Annotated in this window: 12 protein-coding genes; 8 read left to right on the top strand and 4 right to left on the bottom strand. The window is 43.0% G+C overall.

Features of this window, described 5'->3' with window-relative positions:
• On the bottom strand, window positions 1-400 hold a 400-nt coding region (locus RMX69_RS23060), incomplete at its 3' end, for a hypothetical protein (RefSeq protein WP_322638819.1).
• Between the two features lie 366 nt (window positions 401-766).
• Window positions 767-2602 (bottom strand): threonine--tRNA ligase, encoded by a 1836-nt coding sequence (gene thrS, locus RMX69_RS23055; RefSeq protein WP_289800083.1) that lies wholly within the window; start codon window positions 2600-2602, stop codon window positions 767-769.
• Between the two features lie 656 nt (window positions 2603-3258).
• Here thrS and RMX69_RS23050 point away from each other — a divergent pair.
• The 5 genes from RMX69_RS23050 (at window position 3259) to RMX69_RS23030 (ending at window position 5695) form a co-directional block, all read left to right on the top strand.
• Window positions 3259-3576: a DUF2605 domain-containing protein gene (locus tag RMX69_RS23050; RefSeq protein ID WP_289798602.1), complete on the top strand. Its 318-nt coding sequence runs from the start codon at window positions 3259-3261 to the stop codon at window positions 3574-3576.
• Window positions 3577-3873: 297 nt separating this feature from the next.
• Window positions 3874-4203, top strand: coding sequence for a DUF2973 domain-containing protein (locus RMX69_RS23045; RefSeq protein WP_289798603.1), 330 nt, complete (start codon window positions 3874-3876; stop codon window positions 4201-4203).
• A 173-nt stretch (window positions 4204-4376) separates the two neighbouring features.
• Window positions 4377-4565, top strand: coding sequence for a hypothetical protein (locus RMX69_RS23040; RefSeq protein WP_289798604.1), 189 nt, complete (start codon window positions 4377-4379; stop codon window positions 4563-4565).
• Window positions 4566-4601: 36 nt separating this feature from the next.
• Window positions 4602-5015 carry a RusA family crossover junction endodeoxyribonuclease gene (locus RMX69_RS23035; RefSeq protein ID WP_322638818.1) on the top strand — a complete coding sequence of 138 codons (414 nt, stop codon included), beginning with the start codon at window positions 4602-4604 and terminating at the stop codon, window positions 5013-5015.
• On the top strand, window positions 5015-5695 hold the full coding sequence (locus RMX69_RS23030; protein WP_289798606.1) for a hypothetical protein: 681 nt from the start codon (window positions 5015-5017) through the stop codon (window positions 5693-5695). The genes RMX69_RS23035 and RMX69_RS23030 overlap by 1 nt, the downstream gene beginning before the upstream one ends.
• A gap of 71 nt (window positions 5696-5766) precedes the next feature.
• Here the strand turns inward: RMX69_RS23030 and RMX69_RS23025 are convergent, their stop codons facing one another.
• On the bottom strand, window positions 5767-8058 hold the full coding sequence (locus tag RMX69_RS23025; RefSeq protein WP_289798607.1) for an amylo-alpha-1,6-glucosidase: 2292 nt from the start codon (window positions 8056-8058) through the stop codon (window positions 5767-5769).
• Between the two features lie 811 nt (window positions 8059-8869).
• Here RMX69_RS23025 and RMX69_RS23020 point away from each other — a divergent pair.
• The 3 genes from RMX69_RS23020 to trpE all read left to right on the top strand — a co-directional run bounded on the left by RMX69_RS23020 (window position 8870) and on the right by trpE (window position 13447).
• Window positions 8870-10879 carry a DICT sensory domain-containing protein gene (locus RMX69_RS23020; protein WP_289798608.1) on the top strand — a complete coding sequence of 670 codons (2010 nt, stop codon included), beginning with the start codon at window positions 8870-8872 and terminating at the stop codon, window positions 10877-10879.
• 305 nt (window positions 10880-11184) lie between these two features.
• Window positions 11185-11607 (top strand): photosystem I reaction center subunit II PsaD, encoded by a 423-nt coding sequence (locus tag RMX69_RS23015; protein ID WP_289798609.1) that lies wholly within the window; start codon window positions 11185-11187, stop codon window positions 11605-11607.
• 286 nt (window positions 11608-11893) lie between these two features.
• Entirely contained in the window at window positions 11894-13447 is a 1554-nt protein-coding gene (trpE, locus tag RMX69_RS23010; RefSeq protein WP_322638817.1) for an anthranilate synthase component I, read from the top strand.
• A 476-nt stretch (window positions 13448-13923) separates the two neighbouring features.
• On the opposite strand, the gene RMX69_RS23005 is transcribed toward trpE, so the two are convergent.
• Window positions 13924-14163 (bottom strand): hypothetical protein, encoded by a 240-nt coding sequence (locus RMX69_RS23005; RefSeq protein WP_322638816.1) that lies wholly within the window; start codon window positions 14161-14163, stop codon window positions 13924-13926.
• Between the last annotated feature and the right edge of the window lie 18 nt (window positions 14164-14181).

The following is a 14181-nucleotide window of genomic DNA, read 5'->3' as shown; positions in this document are numbered from 1 at the left end:
AACGGCGGTTATTATCGCGGTCATAACGACGATTATTATCGCGGTCATAACGGCGGTTATTATCGCGGTCATAACGGCGATTATTGTCGCGGTCATAACGGCGGTTATTATCGCGGTCATAACGACGATTATTATCGCGGTCATAACGGCGATTATTGTCGCGGCCATAGCGGCGATCGTTGTCACGAATGTTGCGAAGGTCGTTCTGGCGGTCATAATCACCATTTCTGTAGTGACGACTATGACGTTCGTAGTTACCATCATCGTTGCGATCGTAGCCGTAGCTATCAAACTGAGCAACATAAGATGCTTGTGTATTAGCCTCGGCTTTTGGGGAAATAGCTAAAGCTGATGCAGATGCTATCAAGCCAGCCAGCAAAATAGAGGTAAAGCGGTTCATGATGTGAATCAACAATTGTTGATAGTAATTTATGCAAGTCCAGTCTGTTTAGGAAGAGCAGATTCCACAAGTCTTTAAATCAATCCTATCAGTCTTGAATAACTCGAAAAGTTTTCTTGGGTGCGGTGATTGAGAAAACTTTTGTTGTCTGTGATACTTTCTGACCTTCCAAATCCTGTGAAAAGTTAAAATTAAAATGAGTGTTTGAACTGGATGAATCCACCTTTTATCTCCGTCAACGAGTCTTTGATAATTAAATAGGTTACGATCGCACCTTCCCAAAACCTACCAGCTAGACAAAACGCACACCAATATATGATTAGTGTGCGTATGCGGTTAGATTTTAGAAATTCTCCCGGTTAGATTTTAGAAATTCTCGAACTTAGCGATCGCATCCTTCATTTTATCTACCACCTCATCTACAGCTATAACTCCCAATTCTCCAGAGGCGCGGGTACGGATACTCAAAGTGTTAGTTTCCACTTCCTTAGCTCCTACCACCGCCATTACGGGTATTTTTTCTTTCTCTGCATTGCGAATTTGTTTACCCAAGCGATCGCCACTGGTATCAACTTCTGCACGGATGCCTAACGCTCTCATTTTCGTTACCACATCTTTAGCAAAGTCTAGCTGTGTATCACCCACGGGTAGTAATCTAGCTTGCACTGGCGCTAACCACAAAGGGAAATCCCCTGCATATTCTTCAATTAAGATCCCAATCAACCTTTCCAGCGAACCAAAAGGCGCACGGTGAATCATCACTGGACGTTTGCGAACACCATCTTCGGCGACGTACTCCAAATCAAAGCGTTCTGGCAAATTGTAATCTACCTGCACAGTTCCTAATTGCCACTCCCTTTCTAGGGCATCACTGACAATAAAATCTAGTTTAGGCCCGTAGAAAGCTGCTTCCCCAATTCCCTCAAAATGTTCCATCCCCAAGGTTTCAACAGCCCGGCGAATTGCATTTTCAGCCTGGTTCCAAGCTTCATCGGAACCAATATACTTATCACTAGCTGGATCGCGGAAACTCAGTCGTGCTTTGAAATTCCCCAATTGCAAAGTCTTAATCACTGACAAGATCAAATCCACTACCTTGAGGAATTCGCTGTCTAACTGTTCTGGAGTGACAAATATATGGGCATCATCTTGAGTGAAACCCCGCACCCGTGTTAAACCGCCCAGTTCTCCTGATTGTTCGTAGCGGTAAACAGTACCAAATTCTGCTAACCGCATCGGTAGTTCCCGATAGGAACGCAACTCGCTCTTATATATTTGGATGTGAAAAGGGCAATTCATGGCTTTGAGAACAAAGCCTTGTTCCTGTGCAGCAGCTTCCTCATTTTCTGCCATCATTGGGAACAGATCGTCTTTATATTTCTGCCAGTGTCCAGAGGTTTTAAATAAATCCACTCTGCCAATGTGAGGGGTGACAACCTGCTGGTAGCCACGTTTGATCTGTTCTTGTTTGAGGAAGTCTTCTAAAGTACTCCTTAACAAAGTGCCTTTGGGTGTCCATAAAGGTAAACCCGGCCCCACTTGGTCAGAAAATATAAATAATCCCAGTTCCTTACCCAGTTTCCGGTGATCTCGCCGCAGTGCTTCTTCTTTACGTCGCTTATATTCAGTGAGTTGTTCTGGACTTTCCCAAGCGGTGGCGTAGATGCGTTGTAATTGGGCTTTGGTTTCATCCCCACGCCAATAAGCGCCAGCAACACTTTCTAGTTCAATTGCTTTCGGGTTTAATTCACTGAGATTTTCCAGATGAGGCCCCGCGCACAAATCCCACCATTCATTCCCCAGGTGGTAAATCGTGATTGGTTCGTTTTTGATATCTGCCAGAATTTCTAGCTTGTAAGGTTCCTTAATTTCCTGAATCCGGCGTTCGGCTTCTTCGCGGCTGACTTCTTCCCGAATTACTGCCAGTTTGCGATTGATAATCTTCGCCATCTCTTTCTTGATGGCTTTGAGATCGTTTTCACTAAATGGTTCTGGACTGTCGAAGTCGTAGTAAAAACCGTTTTCAATCCAAGGGCCGATTGTAACTTGTGCCTTGGGAAACAGCTTTTGTACTGCCATTGCCATTACATGGGAAGCAGTGTGGCGAATCTTTTTTAAGTTCTCCGATTCGCTGGTACGCGGTAAATAAATTTTTTCAACTTGTTCTGACTGTTGTGACTGATTTGATGAATTTGGCGACATTGGCTGCTGAACCGTTGGCGAGGTGATTACAAAAGGTGATTTATCTGAATCTGTAGGCTTATTCAACTATAACGACTTTGGTTTTTGTTTTTTTCAGCTATCAAGAAAGAATTCAGGAGTCAGAATTCAGAATTCAGAATGAATTGGAATCCGATGGTTACTGAGTTTGTCGAAGTACTGGCGTAATGAATAAAGGGGTTTAAGACTCTGCTAAATATGTTTTCTTTAATGGTGTTTCTAGGTGGCGGGTTTGAATCCCCCACTATTTTGATTCTCAGTCCTGAATTTTGACTCCTGAATTCTTCTTCAATCCAAAGATAAAGATAAATTTTTGATTTCTTACCTGAGTGTCAAATTCAGGATTGGCCGCGTAGGCGTAGCCCGCACTTCTCTACGAGACGCTGCGCGAACGGCTGCGCTCAGTGACCATCGTAGACATCGCTAAATTATCTGATGAATTGCAACTCGGTGTCATATATACCTATAGTTACCTCTCCAACAGCACTGTACAAACCAGATATCAAGACTATATAATAAATTCTGTGCCCTTTGTTACAAATTTTTACATCAACCAATTATGAGAGAAACCAAAAAAGTATTAAGAAACGTAAATAACGTTAATATTAGTAAGCAAGTTTGAAATATCTCTCTCATTTATGTCAGACTCAAATTTACCAGGGCCAGAGTTGCTGAAAACGGTTTTAGATCCGCTGCTGGAAGATTTTCAGCATTGGTTTACGCGATCGCGCCATTTACTCGAAACTGAGGAACTATCATTTATGAGTCACCAAGAGCAATCTGACTTGCTCTTGCGGGTTAAGCAAGCGCAGGATGAACTAAATACGGCGAAGATGCTATTTAATGCAACTGATAAACAAGTTGGAATTGATATGGCAACGTTAATGCCTTGGCATGAATTAGTAACAGAATGCTGGAATGTCGCAATGCGCTTTCGTCAAGGACGTGAAGTCTAAGCGCTAAATTTCGGCTGACAACTTAGCGATGTCTCAAGACTAGCCAAGGAAGCGTCTACGCATCAGTCGTTAAAAAGATAGTAAAAAACTCTTAATAATTTCTTAACATTATTTGGATTAACAAAATAATGTATCCTATGCTACCGTAAGTGGAATAACGGTTGACAAATAGCTCCATATAAATGTAAGCGCATGAAGAGTGCGTAGAATAATCGTCTTAACTGTGAGTCACAGTATCGGCGAAACAAAGCGTTACAAAATAAAGTTTAAAAAATTCCTGTTCTGGAGGAAAATCCAATGTTACACCTGCTTTACATTCTTGCTTTTACAATCCTTGCATTTATAGCTGTTGGCAACTTAATTCGTAACCTGATTATGTTCAGTTTTGATCGGGAGCGAACTTACCCGACAAATTCCTCGCCAATGAATAATCAAGGCAACTATGGTTATTATTCATCAAAGAGACAATTTGTACCCCATCCAGAGTTATTAGATAGCGCTGGAAACTTAATTAAAGAGCCACTTTTGATAATGCGTTCAATTAACGTTGAAGATGCACGTCAACATCTTGATGCACTTTACGAAGCATCCCCAGGAAATAAAAGAGATAATTCCGAAGAAGCATAAAAGCAGAGACGCGATTAATCGCGTCTGTTAGCAATTTGGGTGTAAATGATTGTTGTTTTTACATCCTTAATTTTTTAGTAGAAATTTATTACCATCTTTGAATTTGGGGCGATCGCGTCAGTAGGCTGGTAAGTTAACATTGTGTTGTCCACTGGGCGCAGGTTTAAGTTGCTATGAGTGACAAAGAAGCCGTTATTGAGTTGGTAAAACATTTACCCCAGGATGTAACCCTAAGAGAAATTGTTCAGAAAATTGAGTTTACTGCAGCTATACGGGAAGGGTTTGACCAGATTGACCAAAGGCAGGGGATTCCAATTGAGCAGGTTGAGCGGGAGTTATCTGCTTGTGTTCTAGGTTACTAGCATAGAATAACCTACAATCTATTATTTAAAAGTGCATTGACCAGATTTGAGTTCATAGTAGATGGGCCACCAGTATCACAACAGGCTCGTACTCGCGGTAAGGGCAATCGGCTTCAAGATTGGAAAAAGACAGTGCGACAAGAGGCTGAGAAATACTGGTCTTCGGAACAAAAAACAGCTACTGGGTTGGTTATGCTCCAAATAACCTATTTCTATGATTATGATCAAATAGATGTAGACAATATAGTGAAGCCTATTCAAGATGCAATTAAAGGATTAGCCTACGTCGATGATAATCAAGTAAGCGATCTCCTAGTTAGAAAGAGGAATTTGTCAGGTAACTTTACAATAGAAAACATGACCCCGACATTGGCGGAAGGCTTTGCTCGTGGCAATGAGTTCTTACATATTGTCGTAACTAATGCTCCTAATCAGGAGGTAATTATTTGATGGAAACTCCAACTGCAAACTTAGAAAGAGAGCGATTGCTGAAACTAGCAGAGGAGTATCGCCAGAAGGGTTACGAAGTTTTTTTTCATCCAAATCCAGAAGACTTGCCTGACTTCCTTAATCACTATCGCCCTGACATGATAGTACGTAGGGGAGAAGAAAATGTAGTTATTGAAGTCAAGTCACGCTCCTCACTGAACTCTTCTTCTAATCAATATTTAGGTAATTTAGCTCAAGCGGTAGAAAAACATCCTGGTTGGAGATTTGAATTAGTAATGACCAACCCGGAGGATACAACGTATTCTCTGAAAGCAGAGGCTTCTCTTCAAGAGCATGAAATAGAATTACAGTTGCAAGCAGCAAGGCAACTTACAACGCAACATCCAGAATTAGCTCTCCTATATTCCTGGTCTTTACTAGAAGCAACTATAAGACTTATTGTCCAAAAGGAAAAGCTAAGTTTACAAAGATTTGATCCACGCTACTTAGTCAAGCAATTAGCAACTGAAGGTGTAATTTCAAAATCTGAGTATGAATTACTAATGAATGCACTTCCATTACGTAATTCTATTGCTCATGGCTTCAAAACTACACAAATTACGCAAAATTATGTATCTGAATTAATCGAGCTTACAGAGCAGCTTTTAAGAACTCTACACACTGACAATGAAGCAGGCTAACACTGGATTTTTGGAGTGGATCGCACTAACCATAAAATAGGGAGTGGTAAATTTCCTACTCCCTACTCTCTCTAAGCTTCAATAACTACCCGTAAATTACCCCGTTTTTTCGCAACGCGACAAGCAGTCGTAGTCCCAGAACGCTCAAATTCTAAATCGAGGATGGTAGGGCCGACTCGCAAATTATGAAATGATAGGCGATTAATCGATTCTGGCAAAGCGGGGTCGATTATTCGCAAGCAGTTATTTTGAGCATCAGGCACCAAGTTGACCATCATTTGCAGTAGTTGGAAAACACTACCCGTAGCCCAAGCTTGAGGAGTGCAAGCAACCGGATACTGCACAGGAGCATTATCACCGTTCCGTTCGTAGCCGCAAAAAAGTTCTGGAGGACGTTGATAGGGTTGTTGCTCAGTCATGTCAAATAAACCTTGGAATATTTCTAAGGCTTGATCGATAAGACCGAGCGATCGCAATCCCATTGCAATTAGAGCGTTATCATGGGGCCAAACCGAACCAATGTGATAACCCATCGGATTATAAGCAGGTGACAAACTACTTAGAGTCCGAATGCCCCAACCATTAAACATGTCTGGTGCCCGTAAGCGTTCTGCTACACTATGAGCTTTTTCGTCTGTGAAGAGTCCCAATTGCAGACAATGGCCAGGATTTGAGGTAATGCTGTCTACTGGCTTGCCTTCTCCATCCAAAGCCAGAGCGCAGAAATCTTGGTCTTCCACCCAAAAATCTTGATTAAAACGAACCTTAAGATTTCTCGCCTCTTCTTGCCAACGATCTGCCAAATCAAGCCGCTTCTTCATTCTAGCTATTTCTGATAAGCGTATTTTTGCAGCATAGACGTAAGCTTGTACCTCACAAAGAGCAATTGGCCCGTTGGCTAATTCTCCCTTGCGGTCTACAATACAGTCGCCAGAGTCTTTCCAACCTTGGTTAGCAAGACCGCGTTTCGATGTACGGAAGTAGCTGAGATAACTGGTTTGTTTGATATTGCGATCGATCCAATCCATTGCCGCTAGAGCATTGGGCCAAAGTTGCTCTAGGAGTTCTCCATCGTGAGTCCAAGCATAATGTTCGGCATAGAGCATCAGCCACAAAGGAGTGGCATCAACAGTACCGTAGTAAGGTGTATGGGGAATTTCTTGACAACGAGCCATTTCTCCTAAACGTAACTCGTGCAAAATCTTACCCGGTTCTTCTTCGCGCCATTCGTCATCGATTTTACCTTGGTATGTCGCCAGTAATATCAGAGTTTCTTTGGCGATTTGCGAGTTTAACATCAGGGTTTGGGAAGCTGTAATCAACGAATCTCGCCCAAATAATGTCGAAAACCAAGGCACTCCGGCGGAAACAGTCTTATGCTTACCAAAAGATTGGCGCAACAAATACATATCTTGTTCAGCCTGCTCAATCACTCGATTGAAGCTACTCTTATCTGAGCTAATGCGGGTAATTTGTTGTACCCAGTTTTGCTCCTCCATCAATTCAGCAGCTTTTGCCTGTCCTAATGTCGTGGCGGCGCTCACAGTAGAACTAGACTGGTTGTTTCTCAACATATTCACTCGGTAGCCCAACTTTTGAGTTTCGTGAGAAGCCAACTCAAGCTGCCAAACCGCAGTGTAACCCTTGAAAGAGTCTGGTTGCCGATGCTGGAATAGAATCCGGGATTCCATCACTGAGCCATCCAGACCTTGATAGGCGAGGGTTAAGGATTCTTCTCTAGAGGCAGATGGCTCTTTAGGTACTGGTGCAACGCCATCGACGTGAGAAAATGTTCCTTCCTCAGTCGTCGGTTCTACTAGACGTAAAAGCCGACCTCGTTTTTCTCTGTCATAGCCCCGGACTTCAAATAAATCTACAAAATCCGCATCAAAGCTGATACTTAGTTCAAAATTGACAGTGGTTGTGCTGTAGTTAGATACTTCTATTTCTTCAAATAGTGCCCCATTCAGCACGATTTCTCGGCGAATTCCGATAGTCTCGGCTTTCAGGCGATCGTCGATTCTGGGGGTAGTACACAAAACTGAGAGTGAAAAACCTTTCTCAGCAGTACTACTTAGAAGTACAGGCGATCGCCCTTCAATTTGTAACTCCAAGCGATTCAGAAATCTCGTATCACAACAAAACAGTCCCATACTGGGATTGCCATCATTGAGGGAACAGCCAGAAATATTCCCGATAGTATCTGTCACGAAAAATAAATCATCATCTTTAACCGTTAGTGTCGGTTGCGATCTTTCAGCCACAACACAAGGCCACTCCGGGATCGGTAATTGTTCGGCAGGAATAAAAGTTTTTCCATCCAGAAAAATTTTTTCTGGGGTCATTAGCGTATCCGGTGTCATTAGACAAAATTCCGTGTACAGGTCTATATTTTTGTCGTCTTTTGAGTAGAAGTCTGTTGCCCAAGAGACAGAGGGAAAGAATAAATACCCTTTTGCTTTGAGACAGAGCAACTAAATTTATTTAGGTCGTATAAGTGTGAGGTCAAGACTGAAAACTGACGATTTTGAGATAATTTATTAGTCGTTGAACTTTCAAATACACAAGATATATACTATACTCAGCAAACACGTGGAACTTACAGTTTTTGTTGGGCATAGAGAACATTTATTTAGTATACGATTTTGTTTTAAATAATCTTTGATATTTGATTAGACTAAATTTATGATAATTAATTGATTAAGTTTAATCACTAATCATTGATTAAGTTATGTGAATATCGCAGTTCACGATTTTTGGCTAAGAAAATTTATTTAGCGAGCAAAAATCAACGTCGGCAAAGTAGGCGATGTCTACAACAAGCTATTTTGCCGACACATGGACTGTAAATCTATCATCCGTGGTTATTAGCGAACACAGTAGTTAAAACCATACAATAATTAATGTTTTAGTACTTATTCCTGAAAGATTTTACCTGTACAAGCAAAAGCATCAGTTGTAGAGAATGTATATTGGGCGTAATAGGTTGTCAATCAACAAATCAAGTTCCACACCCCTTAGTTGGTAACGAAGTGTTGCGACTGCTTTGGCGAAAAGCGCTTTTTAGCGTTCTTTACATATTGCAGCTGTCTATTTAACTTGAGAGTCCCTTGAAATTTGTACAATGCAGCTGTGACGTGGATCTGATCGAGGTTGAGCGTTTAACAATAATTCATGAGCATTTCGACTTCTGTGCTGAGTGATCTGCTAAAGTCCCTACCCCACTTGCGGCCCCAGCTATATTTTAAGGCTTCATTAACGGCGCTCTCCCACGCGATGGAAGATCAAGTTTTGGCTGCGACTTTAGCTAAACCCCTTGTAATTGCTAGTTTCCAGCGAGAGCGATTCTACCGCCAAGAAGCTCATCGCTACCAGCGACTTGCTTTGCGAAGTAATCAAATATACGTATTATCTGCTCCAGAAACGGATTTCATCAACAGTTCGGAACACTACGAAAAAGTGGCTTTTGAGCCAACGGATGGCTTAAGTCAGGAGTGGCATTTGGTAGTGATTGCTGACAATTATGCTACTTGTCTGGTTTGCCGAGAAAACCTTGGTTCTCTTGCCAAAAACAAGCAACTACCGGAACTAAGCCCGAATCTAGATATAGACACAGCCCGAAGATTTGAGGGAATTTGGACATCGGAAAGGGGAGTTAGCCTGAAAGCCGCCGAATTGCTGTTAGATAGGATTTTGGTTTACAGACCAGAACTGACAAGTAAAATTCAACAGGCACGTCAAAGGTTTGGCATCGGGGAGCCGCGAAACCAGTCTGGGACAGAACAGGTAAATGAGTATGCCTGTGACATCGATACAGATCCCTTTGTGCAGCGCTTAGTAACTTATTTGCAAGCTAGTCAGTACAAATTGCACAAAGCCTACCGTTCTATTGCTGCCCAAGCACGAAAAGAACGATTAGTCAACTCAATTAGTACTGCTATTCGGCGATCGCTCGATCCTCACGAAGTTCTCCAGGTGGCAGCACAAGAATTAGGGCAACACCTAGAAGCTTGTCGCTGTTTAATTTACCGCGCTCAAGCTACAGATAGCCAAGCCATAATTGAACACGAGTTTTTGAATCCCGGTGTTTTATCTGTTTGTGGGCAAACCTGGGAGTTAGAGAAAAATTCCCTATTTCGGGACATCGTAGAACAAGGCGAAGGTGTTTGTGTAAGCGATACGCTGAGTGACCCCCGCGTTACCAAATCGCCAGGACTTTCCACGATCGCTAAAAAGTTTGCCATTCGTTCTTGGCTGATGGAACCAGTTTTCTATCAAGGGCGATTATTAGGCATTGTGGAGTTACATTACTGCCGAATGCCACCGCACGAGTGCCAACCTGGGGAATTGGATTTGGTAGAAGCGATCGCTACCCAAGTAGGAGCAGCTCTCATCCAAGCGGAAGCTTACGCTAACCTAGAAGAACTTAACCAGCAGCTAGAAGCCCTAGACCGCACCCGCAGCAACCTCATAGCCATCACTGGACACGAACTGCGTACTCCCCTATCCACAATTCAAGTGTGCTTGGAAAGTCTTGCTACCGAACCAGATATGCCCTTGGAATTGCAGCAGGTGATGCTCAACACCGCTCTTTCCGACTCAGAGCGGATGCGAAAACTGGTACAAGATTTTCTTACACTTTCCAACTTGGAAAGCGGGCGGGTGGAATGGCATCCAGAATCCCTCACCTTACAAGAATGTGTCGATTTAGCACTCAGCCGAAATCGCACCCGTTCCTCAATGGAAAAGCAGCCCCAAATCAAGACTCAAATTGCCGAAAACCTACCTTTAGTCAGAGCAGATGGTGATTGGCTAGTCGAAGTGCTGGCAAAACTCATGGACAATGCTTTGAAATTTACGCCACCCCAAGGAGAAATCACGATTGAAGCTATTTACAACAGCCGTCAAATGGTCGAGGTGACTGTAGCTGATAGCGGACGCGGCATTGAACCAAATCGTTTAGAAGTAGTTTTTGACCGCTTCTATCAAGAAGAAGGAGCGCTGCGCCGCACCACTGGCGGGACTGGACTTGGTTTAGCAATTTGCCGTCAAATTGTTAATGGCTGGGGTGGGCAAATTTGGGCAGAGTCAATTGGCAAAGACCAGGGTAGTCAGTTTCACTTCACCATACCGATTGTTCGGAGTAGCCAAGAGGAAAAACGGACAAAAGTCAAGAGTAAATAGGTATTAGTACTTTGTCATTAGTCATTAATCATTAGACTTCTTGGCATTTGTCGGGGTAAAGGTGAAAGGGAAAAGGGTAAAGAAACTCAAACTTCTTTCCCTTTAACCTTTACCCTTTCCCCTCTTTTGCAAAAATATATTTTTGCAAGAGGTCTATTAGACATTGAGGATGGGGCATTGGTTTTTAACAAATGACAAAGAATAAAGGAAAAATGACTAAAAACTGTTACAGTCTATGACGCGATCGCAATATGATCGTGGTTGCGGTGTTAGGATTCCCTAAAAACGTTGAGAGAATCATCTTTATGGCAGAAACACTCTCTGGACAAACCCCGCTATTTGCTGGCAGCACTGGTGGCTTGCTAAACAAAGCAGTAGTTGAAGAAAAGTACGCTATCACTTGGACTAGCCCGAAAGAGCAAGTATTTGAATTGCCTACAGGTGGTGCTGCTGTTATGCGGAAAGGTGAAAACCTGCTGTATATAGCTCGTAAAGAATATGGCATCTTTTTGGGCGGTCAGCAACTTCGCAAACTCAAAATCACAGACTACAAAGTTTACCGGATTTTACCCAACGGAGAAACTACCTTACTTCACCCAGCTGATGGTGTCTTCCCCGAAAAAGTAAATGAAGGTCGTGAAAAAGTGCGTTATGTCCCACGCAGCATTGGGCAAAACCCCAATCCATCACAACTCAAGTTCAGTGGTAAAGCTACCCACGACGTATAGGGACTAGGCATTGGGGACGGAGAGCAGAGGAGCAGAGGAGCAGAGGAGCAGGGGGGGAAGTTACAGCAAATATTTCCCCTCTGCGCCCTATTACCTCTGCCCCTCTGCTTCTTGTACCCCATGCCCTTCAGGAGTGCTGAGTTAGGAGTTATTATTTCTCCTCTGCTCCTCGTTCACTGAGCGTAGTCGTTGGCGTTCGCGTTAGCGTCTCTGAAAGAGAAGCCTCTCGTAGAGAAGTGCTGCTCCTCTGCCCCTCTGCTTCTTATGCCCCATCCCTAAGCAATTTATGGTATTCCCCGATTTCTCCGAATTTTCTCAACTAGCTCTACAAGGCAACTTCGTCCCGGTATATCAAGAATGGGTGGCGGACTTAGATACGCCTGTATCCGCTTGGTATAAAGTTTGTGCGGGTCAGCCTTATAGCTTTTTGTTGGAATCGATAGAAGGTGGGGAAAAGCTGGGACGCTATAGTTTAGTGGGCTGCGATCCGGTGTGGGTTTTGGAAGCAAGAGGCGATCGCACGACTCAGAAAAACCGCGATGGTTCGCAGGTGGTTTTTGCTGGCGATCCTTTTACAGCTTTAGCCGAATGTTTAGCACCTTATCACCCAGTGAAATTACCACAGCTACCACCAGGAATTGGCGGTTTGTTTGGGTTTTGGGGCTATGAATTGATTCAGTGGATTGAGCCGCGTGTGCCAATTTATCCACCAGATGAGCGTAATATACCTGATGGATTGTGGATGCAGGTAGACCACTTATTGATTTTTGACCAGGTGAAGCGGAAAATTTGGGCGATCGCTTATGCTGATTTACGCGACCCGAATGTAGATTTAAAAGCAGCATATCAACAAGCTGGCGATCGCGTCACCCAAATGCTTGAAAAGCTATCTCTACCCCTATCGCCGGAAAAAACTCGATTGGAATGGAAGCCACCTGGAAGCAGAGGAGCAGAGGCGCAGGGGAGCAGCACTTCGACTACGCTCAGTGAACGAGGCGCAGAGGAGTATAAGAGTAATTTTACCCGCCCTGATTTTTGTGCCAGCGTTGAAAAGGCAAAAGATTACATTAAAGCGGGTGATATTTTTCAAGTAGTAATTTCTCAGCGACTATCAACAACATACACAGGCGACCCTTTTGCCCTTTACCGGTCGCTACGTCAGATAAATCCTTCGCCTTACATGGCTTACTTTAACTTCCAAGATTGGCAAATTATCGGTTCCAGTCCTGAAGTGATGGTGAAAGCTGAAACGGATTCAGATGGTGGAGTAGTAGCGACGGTACGCCCAATTGCTGGGACGCGTCCGCGAGGTAAAACCACTAAGGAAGATGCAGCCTTCGCTGAAGATTTACTCCAAGACCCCAAAGAAATTGCCGAACACGTAATGCTTGTGGATTTAGGGCGGAATGATTTGGGGCGTGTTTGTCAAAGTGGTAGCGTCAAAGTTGATGAGTTAATGGTGGTTGAGCGCTACTCCCATGTAATGCACATTGTTAGCAATGTTGTGGGTAAATTAGCAATTGGTAAAACAGCATGGGATTTACTGAAAGCTTCCTTCCCAGCAGGTACGGTAAGCGGCGCACCCAAGATTAGGGCGATGGAAATTATCCACGAGTTAGAGTCTAGCCGTCGGGGTGTTTATTCTGGTGTGTATGGATATTACGATTTTGAAGGGCAATTAAATACTGCGATCGCAATTCGCACAATGGTAGTGCATGATAATACCGTCAGCGTACAAGCCGGTGCAGGTTTGGTAGCTGATTCTGAGCCAGAAAAAGAATACGAAGAGACGCTGAATAAAGCTAGAGGTCTATTAGAGGCGATTCGTTGTTTGCGTTGAAGTAGTGAATAGCGCACAGGTTAGAGGCGACAGATATTTCCTGTAATCTGTCACCTCTCCTCTAACACCAATGCTTTTTTCTACCTGTTATAGTTCCTTTCGCATACAATTAATTGCACACTGATTTTTATTGCTTAATTGTAAAACCGGGCTTGATATAAGTACAGTAACAGTTCGATCTGCGGTATGAGCATCCAGACCAGACTTTAAAAGTTGATGTACCAATACCCTTCTATTTTGAATTACATAGGTTTTACTTTGAACAGCAAGATGTTTGGAAACGATTTGTGCTACTTCTAAACCCACGTATCCACAATATCGCGATAAATTGGGAAGCTTTATAAATCCAATCAACATCAAACTTTTTCCAAAGCTAAATAGAGTTTTTAAACTTATTGAAAATTTAAAAGAAGTCCTGGTATCCAAATCCAAGACCTCTGTTGAAGTTACTACACACTAGAAATGAACAAACTTACTTATCCTAATTGGCTGAAGTAAATAGCCCAAGTAATTCCAGTTACTCCAATTGCAATTAAAAGGTTAGTGAAAAATCTGCCGAACTCAATTTCTTGTCCCAGTCCTTTATCATCTTGACCGGCAGTAAAAAACAATGACCAGGCTTGATTTGCATTGATAGTCTCAAAGTTGTTGAAAGCAGGTCTAAAAACAACGGGTCCAATCAAATCCTTTTTGGGATAATCAAAATCGGTTTTCATAAGTAAGTTTGCCTCTAA

The organism is Nostoc sp. EspVER01 (assembly GCF_034530635.1).
In the GTDB taxonomy this organism is placed as follows: domain Bacteria; phylum Cyanobacteriota; class Cyanobacteriia; order Cyanobacteriales; family Nostocaceae; genus Nostoc.
The sequence above is the reverse complement of the archived record's forward strand: the minus strand, read 5'-3'. Positions and strand labels throughout refer to the sequence as shown.